We start from the raw sequence: 18,669 nt of genomic DNA, 5'->3' as shown, positions 1-18,669 counted from the left end.
GTAAAGTGCATCACCGCAATCATTAAAATCAAACCAATTATAGTCATTGCTTCGGTTTAAGATACACAAAAGGAATGATCATTTCTTCCAGCGACACGCCCCCGTGCTGGAAGGTATCCCGGTAATAATTGACGTAATAATTGTAATTGTTTGGATACGCGAAGAAATAATCTTCCAGCGTAAAGACGTAAGCCGTTGAAACGTGAATCCGGGGCAGGAAGAAGTTTTCCGGTTTGCGGCAAACGAACAGGTGGTTGTCGTCAAAGCCCAGGTTTTTGCCCTGTTTGTACCGCAGATTCGTATTGGTATCGCGGTATCCGACAATTTTGGCCGGTTTTTGAACCCGGATCATGCCGTGGTCGGTCGTAATGATCAGTCGGCCATTCTTCTCCGAAATCTTCCGAACCAGTTCCAGCAAAGGCGAATGGCTAAACCAGGAGCGCGTGATTGAGCGGTACGCGGCCTCGTCGGGCGCCAGTTCCTTGATCATCGCCATGTCGGTTCGAGCGTGCGACAGCATATCCACAAAGTTGTAGACAATCACGTTCAGGTCATTCTGCATCAGGTTGCTGAAGTTGTCGACCAGATGCTTGCCCTGATTGGTATTTAGAATTTTGTGGTACGAGAACTTGATGTTGAGCCGGCTGCTGTCGATCTGGCGTTTCAAAAACTGGTCTTCGTTGTTGTTCAAACCGGCTTCTTCGTTGTCGTCATTGACCCAGAGGTCGGGAAATTTCTTTTCCATTTCGCTGGGCAACATGCCCGAGAAAATAGAATTCCGCGCAAAAGCCGTCGTGGTCGGCAAAATCGAATAATAAGACGATTCTTCTTCAACCGTAAAAAATTCGGATAAAATCGGCTCAATCACCTTCCATTGGTCGTAGCGCAGGTTATCGATCAAGACGAAGAAAAGCGGATTGTTTTGCTCAATTAACGGAAAAACTTTCTTCCGCATCAGTTGATGCGACATGATGGGTTTATCCATTTTGGGTTCGTTCAGCCAGTCTTCGTAGTTGTCCATGATGAACTTGCAAAATGTTGAGTTGGCCTCGCTTTTCTGCATATTGAAGACCTCACCCATACTCTTGTCCTGCGCGCCATCCAGCTCCAATTCCCAGAAAATGAGCTTCTTATAAATATCCACCCAGTCGTTAAAATCGACGCGGTCGTTATACAGATTCGACAGGTTGCGGAAATCCTGCTGGTAGCTCTGGTTCGTTTTCTCGGTAACCAGCCGTTTGTTGTCGAGAATCTTTTTAACCGACAGTAAAATCTGATTGGGATTGAGCGGTTTGATCAGGTAATCAGCGATTTTGGCTCCGATTGCCCCTTCCATAATGTGCTCCTCTTCACTCTTTGTGATCATCACAACCGGCAGATTGGGGCGCATCTGTTTGATTTGCTGGAGGGTTTCCAGCCCCGTCATCCCCGGCATCATTTCGTCCAGAAAAACCAGATCGAAATTCTCCTGATCCACTTTTTCGAGCGCATCGGCCCCACTGTTTACAGGCGTAATAGTGTATCCTTTGTTGTTCAGAAACAGAATATGGGGTTTCAGTAAATCGATTTCGTCGTCAGCCCAGAGGATGGAATAGTTTTGCATGATACTAAATTCTGTGTGGTTTGATTGATTAGCTTACCTTGTTCAACATGGTAACGCCCGAAACTGTTTAGGCAGTTCGATTTTAACAGTTTTTAAGAATTAAAGAGCATCGTTGTTTTCGAAAACGCTCCGAATGCCGTTGCCTGTGAACTACGCGGCCAAAGATAGCTATACTCAACTGATTCCCTTCATTCGGTCATTCCTCTTCCTTTAATTCGGAAAATACTTCTAATTTTGGCAAATACAGTCTCGGTACATTCCAGCGTGGGAATGGTTGTCCGTATTTGAATTCATTGTAATCAACTTTCTATATTTCTCAATCACATGGCCACTGAATACCGAATTATAACCTTAATCCATAACGTTCAGCCAAATCCCGAGGGGGCGTATGATCCCATTGAATGGGATCAAGACAAGGGCATTGCTGAAATACTTTCGAGTGGTTATCAACCGGTACAAATAACCACAACGAGCGGAGAAAAAGGCGCGATAACCCTGACAATCCTATTTTCGAGGGAAACAAAATCGGTTGCTCCAGCTAGTAGCAGTCAGGAACAGTCTACCATTGATCGTTTTACCCAGAAAGCAGAAAGGGGATATTGAAGAATGCTCCGTTAGATTTTAATCAAATTTCATTTGATTAAAATCTAACGGAGCATTCAGAATAAACAGGAAAGACCAGAAATCAATAAGCGCTTGAACCGGCGAGCCAACAGAGTCATCGGCCGGTTTGATCAGGAGGTAAGAAACCTTATCTAAGTTCGCAAAAAACCAAATCACCTCGAAATCTACCAGTTTCGGTATCTCAGCCGGTTTTTCCACACGTGAATTTTACACTATTTTTTAAACCTTGACTCTCCCAATAAGTAGTTTACTTGCTTACGTAATTCACCTCAAGCTTCGGGTGCAGGGCTGCGTTGGGGTGGTCGCTGGATGCGATAAAAGTCACTTTTTCGGGCGTCTCAATTTGATGTCTCATGAAAAATCCATAATCGGTAGCCTTGTTATTAACCATGTCCTGCACAATCTTGGTAACATCAATGACGTAGTCCTGAGTAGGCGATGAGGCAGCTGGCACCGAAACCTGGTTTACGGTGGTACTTTGAGGTTGCGTTTCCCAGGTAACTGTGCTTTCATCCCAAGGTGTAGTCGTTTTTTGGATGAAAAAGGCATTGTCGCCGACGTGTCCGGTATTGTTGCCACCTAAGCTCAGGTAGGGTGAGGTCGGATTAAAATATAAGAATAGATGTGCTTCCTGAATTACGGAATTCTCCGGAATGCTACTTAAATCAAATTGGACTGCGGATCGGCTGATGGCACGGCTTACTATGGGAATCGTATTGTCAACAGCTGAGAAAAACAAGTCTTGTACATTTCCATAAACTATTGTGGGTGATCCACTTGAAAAAAGTGCATCCTTCCCTGCCACTGCATCGGGTTGAAGTACAAGGTGAGTAACAGGAACGTGGTCCTGCACGCAGGCCTGGAATGCAATGGCAAGAGCCAGGATAGAGCTGATAAAAAATCTTTTCATTGTCATAACGTTGTCCGATAATTCGTAATGATAGACTTATTGAAGCATTTCAACAAGCTCAAATGCCGAAATATTAATATGTGTCTATAAAATCTTCAATAGAGATAAAACCGCTTCACCAAGCAAGTGGTAAAGCGTGGATTCATTCCTTATCAATTCAGGGTCAGGCCGTTCGTCGATCATGAATCGTCCAACGCGGCAATAGGTGAATACGGATAGAGTGAAATCGTACCGCTTATTTCGACAACCGTTCCAGATCCTCCGGGGTGTCGATTCCGTAACTATCCAGTTCGGTTACCACGCAACGAATCCGGTAGCCGTTTTCGAGCCAGCGTAGTTGTTCGAGAGCTTCGGCTTTCTCCAGTAATGATTGGGGCAGTTGTGTAATTTGGGCCAGAATATCGGACCGATAAGCATATATGCCGATGTGTTTGTAAAACGTATGGTGTTGTAACCACTCTTCCGGCTGGCGTTCCCGCAGATACGGAAGCGTCTGGCGGCTAAAATACAAGGCTTCTCCCCGACTGTTCAGTACGACTTTCGGCGTGCTGGTATTAAACAAAACCGCCGGATCATCGATCTTTTTAACCAGCGTGGCCAGTTCGGTATTTCCGTCTAAAACCGATGCCAGCAGATCAATTTGCTCGGGTTTGATAAAAGGCTCATCACCCTGAATGTTAATCACATAGTCAAACGAATCATTGGCAATCTGCATCGCTTCGAAACACCGGTCGGTACCGCTCTGGTGGTGTTCCGAGGTCATGATCACCTCTCCGCCAAAGGAACGTACCTGTTCGGCAATGGCTGCATGATCGGTGGCAACCACCACCCGGCTGAGCGATTTCGCCTTCCAGGATTGTTCCACGACGCGTTGAATCATGGTTTTTCCGGCGATATCGGCCAAAGCTTTGGCGTGGAAACGGCTTGACGCGTAACGGGCCGGGATAATTCCGAGGATATTCATTCGATGATTTTCGGTATTTTTGGCGCAAGATACTCGGAACTCTGGTTAGAATGGAATAAGTAGGGTTCTGAATCTTGCAATGAGCCCCATTCAGAATGACCGACACACCCCAGAATCAGTTGCCTTTCGCTTTTCAACTACAGTTTTCGAACCCGGTTTGGCGGCTGGTTTTTGAGCAGATCGACGCCAGTCCGGGCCAGTTTGTCGCCGAATTACGAAGCCGGGAATCCCAAACGCTTGAGCTGGTGTCGGTGGATTTGCCGACCGGAAAAATCCGTTCCGAACAAAAACCGCACCTCCCCTTTCACTCGTCACTGGTCGGTATCTGGAACGGTTTTGCGCTGTACCACCGCTTTGACAATAACCGCTTGCCAGTTCCGACGGCGCTCGGACGGATAGACCTGAAAACCGGTCAGTCGCGCTGGGAATGGCCCCGGCACGTGCTAATCAGCGCCAATGCCGAGCGGGTTTGGGCGAAACGGGCCTCACTCACCGACACGGCCCCGGCTCCGGTGGTAGCTTTTCGTCTGAACGACGGCGAACCAATCGAAACCGCCGAAAATCCGGCAGCGGTTCACAATTCCCGTTTGCATTTTCCCGTTTCATACACGACATCAAGCGCCTGGTGGCCGGTCGTCGACCGGTTTATAAAAAAAATTACGAGCCATCAGGCCGTGGAAACAATCGACTATTTAGAAGTTGGCGATAAACTAATTTTTTCGTATCATTATCGTGAAACAAACGATCAGCTTCGCTCATACCTGTTGATCACCGACCGTCTCCAAACAATCTGGTTACACCAGCGCCTGGACCAGGAAACCGCCCAACCGCTGTCCGAGTCGAACGCGCTGCCGTTGTTCGGAAACGGCTTTTTCTGCGTCTGGCAAAACCAGATACTTTTTCAACCAACTGCAACGTGTATTACCAGTTATTATTTGAATTCAATGCCATGAAGCGACTCATGCCGCTGTTGTTTGCTGGCTGGCTGACCAGTATCGTTACTCAAGCCCACCCGTTTCGACTGGATTCGCTCGGAATGGAAAAGAAGGATGGCAAATTGTTCGTGCTCCACCGGGTTGAACAGGGCCAAACGCTGTATTCGCTGGTCCGAAGATATAATACGACCGTTCAGGCCATTAAAGACGCTAACCCCGGCATGTCCGAAAATTTCCGGTACGATCAGGTCGTGCGCGTACCCGCCAGTAACCTGTCCCGAAAAGAAGAAAAAGCCGTCACCAAAGCGATTAAAAAGGAAGAGAAAGAACTCCTGAAACAGGAGGAACGGGAAGTAAAACAGGAAACCGTTAAAGAAGCCAACAGCGGTATTCACCAGGTGGAACCGGGCCAGACGCTGTACAGCCTGGCTGCTCGCTACGGCGTGTCAATGGATGAGGTTCGCAAGTGGAATAATCTATCGTCCGACCATATTGTGAGTGGACAGCCGCTGATCGTTTCGGAAAAAGCGTGGCGCGTCCGCGAGCCGCTGGCCAAACCGGCCATCGCGCCCGCGCACCGGTCTGATTCGTCGGCCGAAAGCTCGCGTACGTCCCGCAACGATTCGCCCAAAACCGAACGCCCTGCCCCACCCCGGACTACGACACCGAAGGAAGAACCCGCCCGACCCGCCGAAGCCGAACGCCCAGCAGCCGAATCTACCAATGCTGCGCCGTCGGAACCCCGCATCATTCGCCCCGGCGATACAGGCCCATTGCCGAATCCCGGTGGCAATACGCGCCGGATTTCCGAAATCGGTATGGCCGAAATCATCGAAAATTCCGGTAACTCCAGTAAATACCTCGGGTTGCACCGAACCGCTCCGGTCGGCACCCTCGTTTTGGTCCGAAATGACATGAACCAGCAATCCATCTGGGTGAAAATCATCGGCCGCCTGCCCGACACCAGCGTCAATGATAAGGTGATCGTCAAGATTTCAGCCCGAGCCTTCGAGAAACTTTCTCCCGCCGATCGGCGTTTTCGAGCTGAGGTTAGTTATTTGATGCCATGATTTTAATGGCTCTTGATGGTTAAATGGCTGGATGGTTTTAATGGTTAAATTGTTGATAGTTAACAAGTAAAAACGACCTAACTACCAAGTCATTCAAACCGTTTTTAACCATGTAAACCATTCTGCCATTAGCAACCATTTATTCAAACCATCCTCCCTAAATTCCGTTATTTACTTAATATGCTTACACCTGAACAAAAAGCCGAACGCATTGCCCGTCGGCACAAAGAACGGGAAGACAAGATGAAAGCGACGGCTGGCTACAAAGTCTGGAGCCTGGTTTTCACCCTCTCTTATCCGTTCATTTCGGTTTTTACGGCCATTTTTTCGGTGGTGGTGTCCGTCTTCTCCAAAATTTCTCAGGGCGTGGTTTACGTTTTGAGCGGAGGTAAAAGCAAATAACCGTCGGCGAATCAGCAAGTTGCATTCCGTTTCTCTCCATTGGCCGACCTTTTTGGTGAAGCGGCCCAAACCGTTCACATGTCCGATTCAGTAAAAGAATTGCTCGATCAGAAGGTCGAACAGTATAATCAGCGTTCGTTCATCGACAAAGATCCGATCAGTATTCCCCACCGGTTCAGTCGGCAGCAGGACATCGAGATCATGGGATTCTGGGCCGCCGTGCTGGCCTGGGGACAACGGCCGGTTATTCTTAAAAAAGCAAATGAACTGATCGAGCGAATGGACGGGGCTCCGTACGATTTTGTCCTCAATCACCAGGAAACCGATCTTAAACGGTTTTTGGACTTTAAACACCGCACGTTCAACGCAACGGATACACTGTATTTTCTGCACTTCTTTCATACGTACTACCAGCAACACGAAACGCTGGAAGACGCCTTCGTACCCACGGATCACCGAGCGGCCCCGTGGAGTCCGGGAGATTCTTTTTCTATTCAATCATCCGAAAGCTATCACGGATTTGAGTCTGTGGGAACGTTTCTCGAAACGTTCCACGACCGGTTTTGCAGTGATCCTTTTTTCCCGGAACGAACCCGCAAACACATTGCAACACCCGGCCGAAATTCGTCCTGCAAACGCCTGAATATGTTTTTGCGCTGGATGGTGCGCTCAGATAATCAGGGGGTTGACTTTGGAATCTGGCATCGCATCAAACCGGAACAACTGGTGATGCCAATCGACGTCCACGTTGGCCGCGTGGCCCGGAAACTGGGATTGCTGACCCGCCCGCAAACCGACTGGAAAGCCGCGACCGAACTTACCGAAACCCTGAAAGCGTTTGACCCGTCAGACCCGGTGAAGTACGATTTTGCGTTGTTCGGCCTGGGAGTTGAAGGAGAAATGTAAGTTCCGGACTGGTTTATTCCAAAACCAGTCCGGGCCAGTTGATGCGGTGAATAAACCACCAGTTATTTTCGTTTCCGTAGCAAACAAAACTCCCTTTGTCGGTAAACAGCGATTTTTTATTCTTGCCGTAATGAAGCGCCAAATGAACCACCCCTTTTCGCTGATTTTCATCCAGTTCGATATCTTCAATTGTCCAGCCTACTAACTGATAGTCATCTACATACGCCCGGTAATCGTTGAATTTGAAATGAACCTGCGGATACAGGGCATCGCCGGGATTATTGTTGATATAAAAATGCGAAGACAGACAGCCTTCCAGCCGCTCATAGTCCCGCTCGAATAAACCGGTCAGCAATTCTTCCGCAATGAAAATACAGGAGTGGGTATAATCCGGGCAGTAATAATTGTAGTCGATACTGAAACACATGCCCGGCAGCCGGATTTCCTTTATTTCCTTTCGGAATACCACGTCAGTGATAAACGAATACAGTTTGCGGTCATCGGCATTGGCGTGGGGATCTGAAATATTGATTTCAATGCCGTTGTGGGCCAGCAAAAGCAGGAGCCGATCTACTTCAAGGGAAACCTGGCGATCCGAAAGGCCGGTTGTGGCGGGGTAAAAAGGTCGTCCGATAAAATCATAGATCTTCAGGCTGCGAGCCGTCTGGGCCAGCTGAAAATACAAAAGATTATGCTGTCTTTCCCGCCGATCTACTTCTTCCTGCGGCAGTTGCCCTTCTCCAAACAACGCTTCACGTTCCAATTCAAGTTTTAGCTGATTGATTTGGTTGTGGGCTTTGTATATTTCATCGAGAGAAAGTGCTTCTTCAGATGCAAACACGATGAACCATAAATTTAGTTGGTGATGTAACCTGCTAATTACTATACGATAGAATACCGCATAAGTCACATTTTTCACATTCGATAGAAAAAATTTTCCGTCAACGGCGGGATTGGCGCGGGGATTCGAACTGATTCGTGCGTGTGGAATATATTGCGGTTTTGCCGGATTTACAGCGTATATCCCGCCATTAAACTGAAACCTTTGGTATTCTCGCCGTAGGCTTTCACGCTCATTCCCATCGTAATTCCGCTCCGGAACCGGTAGAGGAGATTGTACCGTTGGTAGGTCGCCGGTTTGTACTTCAGGGGGCGGATGATATTCCAGCCGTGATGAGCCGCAAAGATAAAACGCCCCTGCCAGAACTCATACCCCGCCAGGATCGTTGCCTGGCGGGTGTCAACTTCCCGTTTTAGCCCCCAGGTCTTTACCTGTTCTTTAAAATACCGGTCGTCTACCAGCTCAAATCCGGCCGTAAAGGCGTGACTCCGGGTCACCCGGTAACCACCGACCAGATTGATGCCAAATACCGGCAGGGCCATTTCCGGTTTTTTATCGGTTTTGGGCAGTACGCGGACCGACCCCATCAGCAACGCCCGCTTTATCCAGCGATGCGTCAACCGGGCGGGTTGCCACTGGCGAATATCGGGGAAAACCACCGGCTGCAGGGCGTATTGTGCGCCCAGCGTTACGGTTGGAATGTTCATACCCTGATTCGGCAACCGCGTACCGGCATTGGAAATATGATTGTAAACCGCCCCAACCGCCAGGTTCCACTGACTGTTGAGCCGGTAATGAGCGGTAAAACTGGCTCCGATCAGGGCGCTCACCGGCATGCTGAAATGGTTGTTGGAAGGGTTTTTTATGGGATCATAAACACGCGTCAGGTACGTCAGACCAGCCAGCGCCCGAACGGAAAAATACAACTTTCCGGAATAGTGAATCAAGGGTTCAAAAAACAGGCCCGCGCCCATCGTTCGCCCTAAGGGCACCGGATTGCGAAACGTAAAATAATTAACGTATCCACCTACCCGGGCAAAACACTGGCAGTTTTCCCAGGCCCGCCGACCCAGACTAAGCTGGCTGTACGACAGCTCCACGCCCAACGGACTATGCTGAGAAACCGGTACGACTTCGTTTGACTTTGCAATTCCCTGCTGCCAGGCAAAACCCAATTGGTGCTGCGGTTTCAATGAATCCGAAACTGCCTGCCCCAGAACCTGTTCATGCAATGCAAGAAAAAGAAACAACACCGTAAAAATTCTCACCATAATTATGTCTATTAACCACCGTTCTAAACTTTATCTTTCAGACGGTTATGTAATATTCAAAAACTTTTAATTTGGTTACTACACCAAAAAGTAACATTTATGGATTAAGGATATTTTTTACTGCTTTTATTCAAAAAGTTTCGACGAAACCGGCAGAACGATTCAGCCCATTCCGGAAAAAATTCAGATTTCATCAGCTAAAGTCGTCGTGAATTTGCCCGATACGGTTAAAAAAGTACCTTTACTTTCGATCACGACGCCAAACAGTTAAGCGGTTCTGAGCGTTCTCTAAGCGTAAACTTTCCCCAACCAATTCCTTAATCGAATTACCACAATGCCTTTTGAGATTCTCCACAAGCCCTTCGGCTCACTCACTGAATATTTTATTCTGAATACCGCAACCGGCGAATACGTCAGCTTTCTGCCCGCCCACGGTGCCATCGTTCGGCAACTTGTTTTGCGGCATTCCGGTGCAAACCGCGAATCAAAATTGGTCTCGCTCATCAAAGCGCCGAAATCGCAACAGGCGCTTATGGCCGACGAAACCTACGCCAGCGCCCTCCTGTTTCCGTTTCCAAGCCGTATTCGGCACGGTATTTACGAGTTTGAAGGGAGTTTGTATACCTTACCGATGAACGAAGCGCACCACGACAATGCCATTCACGGTTTTGTCGCCGGGAAAGCCTTTGAATTGCTGGGGCAGGAAATCACGGACACAGCGGCATCGCTTGCGTTCGGGTACATTCACGATGGAACGTATATTGGCTATCCGTTTCCGTTTGAGTTCAGAATCCGGTACACGCTGTCGGCAACGGGTTTGTCAGTGACTTACGAAGCGCAGAATACCGGTCGACAAACCGCTCCCGTCAGTTTTGGCTGGCATCCGTATTTTACCCTGAATGAAGAACCGGTTGATCATCTCACCATTGAACTGCCCGCCAAGAAACAGGTTTTGCTGGATGAAAATCTGCTTCCTGCCGGTGAAGAAGTTTTTGAACAAAAAGGCGAAATACCGCTCAACGACCGCCAACTGGATGCGGCCTTTGTTGTCGAGGAAAACAACGGTGAAGGCGTTACGACGATTTTACGATCCGCTCATCAGGGGGTGCAACTGAATGTCTGGCAGGAAACCGGTCCCAAAAAATTCAATTACCTGGTTGTTTACACCCCCGCCGGTCGCGACAATATTGCCATCGAATCGCTCACAAGTAACGTCAACGGCCTGAACAACGGCCAGGGCCTGATCATTCTGGAACCTGGCGAAGTGGCAAAAGGCACGATACGCGTCAGCGTAAGTTAAGAACGTTAATGATGGATGATGGACGATGAACGGGTTGACGCATCAATTCATCGTCCATAATTCATCATTTAAAACTCAAACTTGATCCCCTGCGCCAGGGGCAAGGATGTTCCGTAATTGATGGTGTTGGTTTGTCGGCGCATGTAGGCTTTCCAGGAATCGGAGCCGGATTCGCGACCTCCGCCGGTTTCTTTTTCGCCCCCGAACGCGCCCCCGATTTCGGCTCCGGATGTGCCAATGTTCACGTTTGCAATCCCACAGTCCGACCCGGCGGCTGACAAAAACCGCTCGGCTTCGCGCAGATTGAGCGTAAAAACCGATGACGACAGGCCTTGCGGAACACCATTTTGCAAGTCAATGGCTTCTTCCAATGTACTGTATTTCAGTAAGTACAAAATCGGCGCGAAGGTTTCGTGTTGCACAATCTCGGTTTGGGCGTGCATCTCCGCAATGGCGGGGCGCACGTAACAGCCCGATTCAAAGCCCGGCCCTTCTAGCACTTCGCCGTCGATCAATAGCCGTCCGCCCTGTTCTTTAATTTGAAACAAAGCCGACTGATAACCGGCAACGGCGGCCCGGTCGATCAGCGGGCCGACGTGGTTTTTCTCGTCCAGCGGATTGCCAATGCGCAGTTGGCCGTAGGCTTTTACCAGCCGTTGTTTGACATCTTCATAAATCGATTCGTGGATAATGAGCCGACGCGTGGAAGTGCAACGTTGTCCGGCCGTTCCTACCGCCCCAAACACGATGGCCGGAATGGCGATAGTTAGATCGGCATGCTGCGAGATAATGATTGCGTTGTTCCCGCCCAATTCGAGCAAATACCGTCCCAGCCGCCCGGCTACGGTTTGCGCAACCGCCCGACCCATCCGCGTGGAACCGGTAGCCGACACCAGTGCAATGCGTTGATCCTCAGCAAGCCATGTGCCGACCTCTCGTCCGCCCGTGATCAGACACGATACCCCTTCCGGAACGCCATTCTGTTCCAGAACTTCTTTGATGATTTGCTGACACGCCAAAGCCGTCAGGGGCGTTTTTTCCGACGGTTTCCAGATGCAGACATTGCCACAAACCCAGGCCAGCATCGCGTTCCACGACCAAACCGCCACCGGAAAATTGAACGCGGAAATGATGCCAACCACTCCCAGCGGATGCCATTGTTCGTACATCCGGTGGTCGGGGCGCTCGCTGTGCATGGTTGAACCGTAGAGCTGGCGCGACTGTCCCACGGCAAAATCGCAGATGTCGATAATTTCCTGAACCTCGCCCATGCCCTCCTGTAAGGATTTTCCCATTTCGTAGCTGACGAGCGTTCCCAATTCTTTTTTATAATGCCGAAACTGCTCCCCCATTTGTCGGATAATTTCTCCCCGCTTCGGAGCCGGAACTGTCCGCCATTCCAGAAAAGCCGCCCGGGCAGTTTCAACTACTCTCTCATAATCTTCCCGCAGAGTGGGGTAAACACGGGCCATCAATTGCCCATCAACCGGGGAATGTGAATCGAGCAGCGTGTCCGTTCCATCGGCTTCCGAAGAATGCCAGAACGCCTGACCCGTGCTCGTACCCGCCATTACCGGCTGCGTTTTTAGTTTTTGAAGGAATTGTTGCATAACACAGTGTTTTCCAGAACCGATCCGCTTGTCTGATAAAAACCGTTCGCGGCAATCGATTCCAAAATTATTATAAATAAACCCGATAACGTTCTAATTCATTCTTTTCCTACAACCAATTACTAGTATTTAACCTCCGCTTTAGCTTTTAATGTCTGATAATTAACTAAATTTAGCTTGTTAATCTGATCATTAACTACTCAACGTGTATGAATAAAAAGTTTATAGCTTTCTTACTTTGTGGATTGATTCCAATCCTTTCCCTGCCGCTATCGGCCCAGACGCCATCCGATTCTTCCCGACTAAAACCCGCTCCTTACGCCATTGGTTTACAACTGGGTTCAACGGGAATCGGTTTACAGGCCGCCCGGGTTTTGAGTAAAGATGCCCGTTGGGTCGGCCGGGTCGGCGTCAGTTATTTCTCCTACGATCAGGTTTTACGGGTGAAAGCCGGAGAAGGGAAATTGAATATCACGCCGGATCTGGTCGTCGGAATTGCGCTGGCGTCGGTCAAATGGCATCCGTTCAAACGAAATCAGCTTTTTGTAACCGGTGGTGCCGGTTATACCTGGCGCCCCGATCTGCGAGCCAACGTCATCCCCGAAGGCAACGTCAAGTTCGGCGGACTCCAGATCGCGGAAGAAAATGCAGGCGTCATCAACGCGTCATTGCGCTGGAATAGCGTACTGGGATATGCCGGTTTTGGCTACGGCCGCTCCACTCCCATTCGTCGCCTAGGTTTCGCCGTCGAATTAGGTTGTTACTATATTGGTTCTCCCAAAGTCGATCTGCAATACACCGGTTTTCTGGAAACCACCACGATCGACGAACAACTTCCGGTCATTCAGAACAATTTAAGAGGTTATCGCTTCCTGCCTTCGCTTCAGTTTTTAGTCTCTTACGGGTTGTTTAGAAAATGAGATTTGAGAGGTGAGACATGAGAAGTGAGACGACCTCATGATTCTCCTGTCCCTGTCTTATCTCTATTGTCTCTTGTCTATCGTCTTTTGTCTATTTCTTCCAAATATCAACGTTATGAAACGTATTTTATCCATTCTGTGTGTGCTGGTTGTGGGGATGCTGGATGCCTGCCAAAACCCGCTCGAAAATTTCGAGCTCAAATTTAAAGATCCGCTGGCGGTGGCGGTCCAGATCAAGTACACAATTCCGACTGGTTTGAGCCTGGATAAACTGACCATTAAAGTCGCCGGACCGGATGCGGAAAAAGTGGTTACGACGCTCAATACCAGAAAGTTCAAGCTAACCTCCGACGGAAAGTTATTTCTGTGTCTGCAACCTTCGGTTACGCCTTCGGCCACCGCGCCACTCCGGTTTAATGTCGTCGCGCTGTCGCCGGAATCGGTCGATCACATTCAGGAAATTAAGCTGGAAAACTCGAACCAACGGAACCTGACGATTACCCTGGTCAGCAACAAAAACAACGCCGAACCGGCGCACGAATCGTTCAAAGGTACGGAAAGCGGCACGGTGCAGAACACTGCAACGGTGAAAACGAAAGCCGAACCGAGTGTCAGCCAGGCCACGGTTACGGTTCCGCAGGGCAGCGAAGTGAAAGACGTAGCCGGACAACCGGTTGGCGGGGCGTTAACGGTCACGGCCGACCCCGTCGATAACAGCAATACTTCCCGGGCGGTTTCCGAATTACCGGGCCACGGCATTATTAACGCATCGACGTCCGAAGGGGGTTTTCTCGGTAATCAACAGGTTCTGTCGGTGGCCGGTGGTGTCCGGATTACGGTTTACAATGACGAATACCAACTGGCAAAAACGTTTTCGAAACCGATTCAGATTGCGTTTGCGATCAAACCGCAAATGATGAATCCCAACGCCGGGCGGCTGGTTCAGGCGGGCGATCAGATTCCGTTGTTCAGCTTCGACGAAATTACCAACAAATGGACGCGGGAAGAAGCCGGGAAAGTGCAGCGAAATGCCAGCGGAGAACTGGAATACGTGGCCGAAATTAAACACCTCTCGCTTTGGGTAGCGGCTTTTACCGAGGAGGTTTGCGATCAGGGACCAACGTTCAAATTCGTTAGTAACTACGCTGATCGGAGTCCGGGTTACCGTTGCGAAGTGATCGATCAAGCCGGAAATTTAGTGATTCGGGCCGGAGAAACCATTTCGTTCACCGGTACAATCAACAACGGCTCTTCCACCCGCATCACCAACCTGAAAAAAGGGCTGAAAATCCGCCTGCGGCTATACGACAACAATGACAATAATAAAGTCTACCTGTCTCCCGAAATCGACGGTTGTTCGAACACGGAAGTGCCTTTTGATCTGAAATCGGTGGTTTATAAGCCCGTTGCACCTGCAGCTCCCGACAAGCGTCAGAATGTGACCATCACGCTCAATTTCAAGTGTGGAAGCAAAGGCATCAACCCCGACAAGTTGCCCTTTAAGGTTCTCTACGCCCAGTTTCGGGCCGCCGGAAGTCAGGATGAATGGAAAGATTTGCCAACCCTGCGCTGGCCCGCGCTCAGCACGACGGTTTTCGTTGAGTTGAATAAAGTCTACGATTTACGCTGGGGCTCGATTCCGGATCGGCTGGATATCGAAATTAAAGATTATAAAGTCACCAGCACCAGTTGGCCCATCGACCTGACCGAATCGGAAAGCAAACAGTATTGCAATCCGTAGGTTAGTTAAGGGTTTACTGTAAACCGTAAACCCTTAACTAAAAACCGGTCAAACCGCCTGCGGCCTGGGAATCCGTCGCTGCGGTTTGACCGTTTTTTTCTTTCGGCGGCCCCACCAGATGATGAAACCGGTGACGGGTAAACTGGCGCAGATCAGGCTGGCAAAAAAGGCCAGGACTTTGCCAGGCAGGCTCAGAATGGCACCAACATGGATATCGTAGTTCATGCGCCGGAGTTTGTCGCCGAAACTGGCGGTGTTGTATTCCCCGAAATACGGTCCTTCGCCGGTCAGGGCCTTCAGCGTGAATTGATCGAACGAGTAATAATCGGTTTTGTAATAGGTTCCGGGGCGGTAATTGATCGAAACACCGATCGATTCCGATGCGCGTTCGGGAATGGAAATATACAAACTGGCGGTTGGGGGTTTGGTCTGAATAAACCGCTGCCAAAGCAAATCCGTAGGGTTCGTAAACCGCCGGGTCTGGGTCGAATCCGACACCGGAAGCTGGTAATCCGGCATGGTTTTTCCGCCCGTCGTCGACCAGTAAATCGAATCTCCCAGCCACTCGATGCCGAAGATCATTCCGGTAATGGCCAAAATTATGGAGAAGAACAGCGCGTAAAAACCGGGAACGTTGTGCAGGTCGTAATTGACCCGGCGCCACTGCGCTTTCCACTTGACTTTGAAGCTCTTATCACGGCTTGACTTCGTCCATTTCTTCGGCCACCACAACACCATCCCGGTAATGAGCAGGACCGTAAAAACCAATGTTCCGTACGCAACGACCGGCTGGCCGATGGTTTCGGGTAACCACAGATAATAATGTCCGTGGAGGATAAAGTGAAAGAAATCCCTTTCCTCGTCCACCACTTTCAGGACCTCGCCGGTGTACGGATTCAGGTAAACCTGATAGTAATAATCGGGTGAGGCTCCGTAAAACGGCACGTTGACGCTGTGGCCGGTTTCGCCGTAATTCACCCCTTTGGCCGGTTTTCCCGGAACCTGTTTTTCGGCAATTGCCTGCAGCCGCGAGGGCGGTAACAACACGCCGTTGGCCACCGGTTCGACATACTGAAAAGGACGGATGATGCTTTTGATTTCGTACTCAAAAGCCAGAATACAGCCTGTAATCGCCACGACAAACACCAATAGCCCGGACGCAAGACCGAGCCAAAGGTGCAGTTTTCCAACTATTTTTTTTACCGTCATTATCGCTAATCGTCAAAATTTATAGCCCATGCTCAACCGGAAATTCCGGGGTGCTTCGGCCTGATAATAATACGCTTTGCTCCACGAATAATAAGCGCCCGAATACAAGTAGGCATCCAGGATGTTATTGACATTCAGCGCGATATTCACCCGGTTATTCTGCCACGAAATGGCGCCATCCAGCCGGAAAGTGTTGGGCAACGTCGGGTTTTTATCGACGGCTTCCGAAAACCAGCCGTACCGATCGAGTTGCCACTGGTACCCAAGCGAAACGCCGAGCCCCTGCAGCGCAGTATTGCGCAGCCGGTACGAAAGCCAGGCGTTGGTAACGTGTTTGCTAAAACCGGGAACGGGCAAACCTACGCTTTCCGACCGGGTATCTTTCGTGATTTTTGCGTCGGTATACGCGTAGTTCAGCATCAGATTCAGCGCAGGTAACAATTCGCCCCGAACGTCCACTTCCACCCCCTTTGCCTGGGTCTGACCCAGTTGAACGGAATAATTCGGGTTGGTCGGGTCGGTGGTCAGCACGTTGTTTTTCGTAATTTGATAGACCGAAACCGAGGAGTTCCAGCGACCGTCGGCCCAATCCTTCTTCAAACCGGCTTCCAGGTTGTTACCGGTGATCGGGTCAAATGCTTTTCCCTGCCGGTCGGCACCCGACTGCGGCACAAAAGCCTGATCATAGAGCGCATAAACCGTGGTTTGCTTATTCACCGAACCGCTGATGCCCACGCGGGATGTAAACTTGGTTTCGTTGGTTGCGGCACCGTACTGGCTGTCTTTCACCGACGTCAACCGGCCCGCCAGCGTTAACCGAATCCGATCCTGCCAGAAACGTAGTTCATCCTGAACGTATAAACCGGTGAACGACTGACTCATGACATTGACCCCGGCGCGGGCGCGCAGGCTCGTTGAACGGTCGTATTTCGGAATCAGGTGCGTCGGCAAATAGTAATTCGGCGAATTGGTGTTGAAGACGAACGTGCTGTCGTAGAGCGGAAAACTCTGGCCCCAGTCCGCCATGTATTTCTTATTTCCCAAATCCAGACCACCCAGAATCCGGTGGACCACCGGGCCGGTCGTCACCTCGCCGTTGACAAAAATCTGGCCGAATTTGCTTTCGTTGGCCGCATCCCAGATGCTGGAGTTCCGGTAAATCCGTCCGTCGGTTTTTGCCGAATCGGCCCAGAGTGAATTGCCTACCTGTGTGAAATTGAAATACGCCAGTTGCCCCGTCAACTTCCAGTTTTCGCTGATCTGGTGTTCCAGGATCAGAAACGCGCTGTGATCGTGAATCACCGTCGGTTCCAGATTGGCCGATGCGATGGTGGCGTTGCGCGGCTGTTTGCCCAAACCGTTGGCATCGAAAACATAAGCCGAGCCGATCGCCGACATTTGCGAATATTGGTAGGTATATTCGGCGGTAATCGACGTCTGGTCGTTGATTTTATACTTGACCACCGGCGCAATCGTATATCGGTTATTGAATTCAAAATCGCGGTGCGACCCTTTCGACTGACCCATCAGGTTCAGGCGGTACAATAACTTGCTGTCTTTGCTGAGCTTACCGTCGAGGTCAAGTGTTGCGCGGTAGGTATCGAAACTACCCACGGCAAAAGCCGCTTCCCCGCGCGTCACGCCCGTCGGTTTTTTGGTGACGACATTGTAAAAACCGCTGGGTTCTCCGTTGGCCATCATGAAACCGGCCGGACCTTTCACGAATTCGATTCGTTCCACCATCGACATATCTTCCGCAGTTGGCCCCCAGGTCGACTGCACATTCATCCCGTTGCGGAAGGGTGCGACACGCGATCCGCGCATGTTCAGCCGGGCGTAATTGTCCCAGTGCTCCTGCCGCGTCACCCCGCTGACGTTACGCGAAACGCCTTCCAGCATGTCGAAAATCTGCTGATCGGCCAGCAACTGGCGGTTTACGACCTGAATATTCTGAGGCAGTTCGAGCAGGGGCGTTTTCAAGCGCAAACTGGACGATGCGACATCGGTTTTGTACGAATTTTTCCCTTCAACCACCACTTCGTCAAGCTGTTCGGCATTTTCGATCAGTGTCAGATCGGCTACTTGCGTCGACTCACCCGCCACTACGGTTAAGGCCTGGCGAATGCGCTGATGCCCTACCCGACTGATTACCAGCACCTGCGGACCAACCGGAACGTTGCTGATGACGTATTCGCCGGCTTCATTGGTGATCGATCCCAGGCGGGTTCCTGCCACCCGAACACTTACCCGAGCCAGTGGATGGGCATCGGATGCCAGCGTTTTTCCAGCAAGGGTACCGGTTTGCTGGGCACTGGCCGATATACCGAGCAGGCACAACCACATCGTGGCAAAGGATAGAAAGA

At 50.1% G+C, this 18,669-nt stretch carries 17 protein-coding genes; 8 read left to right on the top strand and 9 right to left on the bottom strand.

Going from position 1 to position 18,669, the window contains the following annotated elements:
* Nucleotides 1-43: 43 nt before the first annotated feature.
* Complete coding sequence (porX, locus tag GJJ30_RS11275) at nucleotides 44-1,603, bottom strand: T9SS response regulator signal transducer PorX (RefSeq protein WP_154175258.1); 1,560 nt, start codon at nucleotides 1,601-1,603, stop codon at nucleotides 44-46.
* A gap of 324 nt (nucleotides 1,604-1,927) precedes the next feature.
* Here porX and GJJ30_RS11270 point away from each other — a divergent pair, with 324 nt between their 5' ends.
* Complete coding sequence (locus GJJ30_RS11270; RefSeq protein ID WP_154175257.1) at nucleotides 1,928-2,206, top strand: hypothetical protein; 279 nt, start codon at nucleotides 1,928-1,930, stop codon at nucleotides 2,204-2,206.
* Between the two features lie 18 nt (nucleotides 2,207-2,224).
* Here the strand turns inward: GJJ30_RS11270 and GJJ30_RS11265 are convergent, their stop codons facing one another.
* The 3 genes from GJJ30_RS11265 to kdsB form a co-directional block, all read right to left on the bottom strand.
* Complete coding sequence (locus tag GJJ30_RS11265; protein ID WP_154175256.1) at nucleotides 2,225-2,425, bottom strand: hypothetical protein; 201 nt, start codon at nucleotides 2,423-2,425, stop codon at nucleotides 2,225-2,227.
* A gap of 49 nt (nucleotides 2,426-2,474) precedes the next feature.
* On the bottom strand, nucleotides 2,475-3,137 hold the full coding sequence (locus GJJ30_RS11260) for a DNRLRE domain-containing protein (RefSeq protein ID WP_170299169.1): 663 nt from the start codon (nucleotides 3,135-3,137) through the stop codon (nucleotides 2,475-2,477).
* A 235-nt stretch (nucleotides 3,138-3,372) separates the two neighbouring features.
* Complete coding sequence (kdsB, locus tag GJJ30_RS11255) at nucleotides 3,373-4,101, bottom strand: 3-deoxy-manno-octulosonate cytidylyltransferase (protein ID WP_154175254.1); 729 nt, start codon at nucleotides 4,099-4,101, stop codon at nucleotides 3,373-3,375.
* 95 nt (nucleotides 4,102-4,196) lie between these two features.
* Here kdsB and GJJ30_RS11250 point away from each other — a divergent pair, with 95 nt between their 5' ends.
* The 4 genes from GJJ30_RS11250 (at nucleotide 4,197) to GJJ30_RS11235 (ending at nucleotide 7,414) form a co-directional block, all read left to right on the top strand.
* On the top strand, nucleotides 4,197-5,054 hold the full coding sequence (locus GJJ30_RS11250) for a hypothetical protein (RefSeq protein WP_154175253.1): 858 nt from the start codon (nucleotides 4,197-4,199) through the stop codon (nucleotides 5,052-5,054).
* Entirely contained in the window at nucleotides 5,051-6,106 is a 1,056-nt protein-coding gene (locus tag GJJ30_RS11245; RefSeq protein ID WP_154175252.1) for a LysM peptidoglycan-binding domain-containing protein, read from the top strand. The genes GJJ30_RS11250 and GJJ30_RS11245 overlap by 4 nt, the downstream gene beginning before the upstream one ends.
* 180 nt (nucleotides 6,107-6,286) lie before the next feature.
* A complete protein-coding gene (locus GJJ30_RS11240) occupies nucleotides 6,287-6,508 on the top strand; it encodes a hypothetical protein (RefSeq protein WP_154175251.1) in 222 nt (73 codons plus the stop codon).
* A 78-nt stretch (nucleotides 6,509-6,586) separates the two neighbouring features.
* A complete protein-coding gene (locus GJJ30_RS11235; RefSeq protein WP_154175250.1) occupies nucleotides 6,587-7,414 on the top strand; it encodes a TIGR02757 family protein in 828 nt (275 codons plus the stop codon).
* Nucleotides 7,415-7,427: 13 nt separating this feature from the next.
* Here the strand turns inward: GJJ30_RS11235 and GJJ30_RS11230 are convergent, their stop codons facing one another.
* Nucleotides 7,428-8,255, bottom strand: a complete 828-nt coding sequence (locus GJJ30_RS11230) for a hypothetical protein (protein WP_154175249.1) — start codon at nucleotides 8,253-8,255, stop codon at nucleotides 7,428-7,430.
* Nucleotides 8,256-8,425: 170 nt separating this feature from the next.
* Nucleotides 8,426-9,526 carry an acyloxyacyl hydrolase gene (locus GJJ30_RS11225; RefSeq protein WP_154175248.1) on the bottom strand — a complete coding sequence of 367 codons (1,101 nt, stop codon included), beginning with the start codon at nucleotides 9,524-9,526 and terminating at the stop codon, nucleotides 8,426-8,428.
* A 334-nt stretch (nucleotides 9,527-9,860) separates the two neighbouring features.
* Between GJJ30_RS11225 and GJJ30_RS11220 the strand changes: the two genes are divergently transcribed.
* A complete protein-coding gene (locus GJJ30_RS11220; RefSeq protein ID WP_154175247.1) occupies nucleotides 9,861-10,826 on the top strand; it encodes an aldose 1-epimerase in 966 nt (321 codons plus the stop codon).
* 68 nt (nucleotides 10,827-10,894) lie between these two features.
* On the opposite strand, the gene amaB is transcribed toward GJJ30_RS11220, so the two are convergent.
* Nucleotides 10,895-12,436 carry an L-piperidine-6-carboxylate dehydrogenase gene (amaB, locus tag GJJ30_RS11215; protein ID WP_154175246.1) on the bottom strand — a complete coding sequence of 514 codons (1,542 nt, stop codon included), beginning with the start codon at nucleotides 12,434-12,436 and terminating at the stop codon, nucleotides 10,895-10,897.
* A 209-nt stretch (nucleotides 12,437-12,645) separates the two neighbouring features.
* Between amaB and GJJ30_RS11210 the strand changes: the two genes are divergently transcribed.
* Nucleotides 12,646-13,356 carry a hypothetical protein gene (locus GJJ30_RS11210; RefSeq protein WP_154175245.1) on the top strand — a complete coding sequence of 237 codons (711 nt, stop codon included), beginning with the start codon at nucleotides 12,646-12,648 and terminating at the stop codon, nucleotides 13,354-13,356.
* Between the two features lie 115 nt (nucleotides 13,357-13,471).
* Nucleotides 13,472-15,097 (top strand): hypothetical protein, encoded by a 1,626-nt coding sequence (locus GJJ30_RS11205; protein WP_154175244.1) that lies wholly within the window; start codon nucleotides 13,472-13,474, stop codon nucleotides 15,095-15,097.
* 48 nt (nucleotides 15,098-15,145) lie between these two features.
* On the opposite strand, the gene GJJ30_RS11200 is transcribed toward GJJ30_RS11205, so the two are convergent.
* Together GJJ30_RS11200 and GJJ30_RS11195 are read right to left on the bottom strand one after the other, a co-directional pair.
* Entirely contained in the window at nucleotides 15,146-16,306 is a 1,161-nt protein-coding gene (locus GJJ30_RS11200; protein WP_154175243.1) for a PepSY-associated TM helix domain-containing protein, read from the bottom strand.
* A gap of 12 nt (nucleotides 16,307-16,318) precedes the next feature.
* Nucleotides 16,319-18,649 carry a TonB-dependent receptor gene (locus tag GJJ30_RS11195; protein ID WP_205880556.1) on the bottom strand — a complete coding sequence of 777 codons (2,331 nt, stop codon included), beginning with the start codon at nucleotides 18,647-18,649 and terminating at the stop codon, nucleotides 16,319-16,321.
* Nucleotides 18,650-18,669: the final 20 nt, after the last annotated feature.

Source organism: Larkinella terrae, assembly GCF_009668025.1.
GTDB lineage: Bacteria > Bacteroidota > Bacteroidia > Cytophagales > Spirosomataceae > Larkinella > Larkinella terrae.
Note: the sequence above shows the minus strand (reverse complement) of the source record. Positions and strands in the feature narration are given on the sequence as shown.

What these genes read in the sequence shown, in the direction of transcription:
- porX (WP_154175258.1), bottom strand. Translation starts at nt 1,603, where the DNA reads ATGCAAAACTATTCCATCCTCTGGGCTGACGACGAAATCGATTTACTG.
- GJJ30_RS11270 (WP_154175257.1), top strand. Translation starts at nt 1,928, where the DNA reads ATGGCCACTGAATACCGAATTATAACCTTAATCCATAACGTTCAGCCA.
- GJJ30_RS11260 (WP_170299169.1), bottom strand. Translation starts at nt 3,137, where the DNA reads ATGAAAAGATTTTTTATCAGCTCTATCCTGGCTCTTGCCATTGCATTC.
- kdsB (WP_154175254.1), bottom strand. Translation starts at nt 4,101, where the DNA reads ATGAATATCCTCGGAATTATCCCGGCCCGTTACGCGTCAAGCCGTTTC.
- GJJ30_RS11250 (WP_154175253.1), top strand. Translation starts at nt 4,197, where the DNA reads ATGACCGACACACCCCAGAATCAGTTGCCTTTCGCTTTTCAACTACAG.
- GJJ30_RS11245 (WP_154175252.1), top strand. Translation starts at nt 5,051, where the DNA reads ATGAAGCGACTCATGCCGCTGTTGTTTGCTGGCTGGCTGACCAGTATC.
- GJJ30_RS11240 (WP_154175251.1), top strand. Translation starts at nt 6,287, where the DNA reads ATGCTTACACCTGAACAAAAAGCCGAACGCATTGCCCGTCGGCACAAA.
- GJJ30_RS11235 (WP_154175250.1), top strand. Translation starts at nt 6,587, where the DNA reads ATGTCCGATTCAGTAAAAGAATTGCTCGATCAGAAGGTCGAACAGTAT.
- GJJ30_RS11225 (WP_154175248.1), bottom strand. Translation starts at nt 9,526, where the DNA reads ATGGTGAGAATTTTTACGGTGTTGTTTCTTTTTCTTGCATTGCATGAA.
- GJJ30_RS11220 (WP_154175247.1), top strand. Translation starts at nt 9,861, where the DNA reads ATGCCTTTTGAGATTCTCCACAAGCCCTTCGGCTCACTCACTGAATAT.
- amaB (WP_154175246.1), bottom strand. Translation starts at nt 12,436, where the DNA reads ATGCAACAATTCCTTCAAAAACTAAAAACGCAGCCGGTAATGGCGGGT.
- GJJ30_RS11210 (WP_154175245.1), top strand. Translation starts at nt 12,646, where the DNA reads ATGAATAAAAAGTTTATAGCTTTCTTACTTTGTGGATTGATTCCAATC.
- GJJ30_RS11205 (WP_154175244.1), top strand. Translation starts at nt 13,472, where the DNA reads ATGAAACGTATTTTATCCATTCTGTGTGTGCTGGTTGTGGGGATGCTG.
- GJJ30_RS11200 (WP_154175243.1), bottom strand. Translation starts at nt 16,306, where the DNA reads ATGACGGTAAAAAAAATAGTTGGAAAACTGCACCTTTGGCTCGGTCTT.
- GJJ30_RS11195 (WP_205880556.1), bottom strand. Translation starts at nt 18,649, where the DNA reads ATGTGGTTGTGCCTGCTCGGTATATCGGCCAGTGCCCAGCAAACCGGT.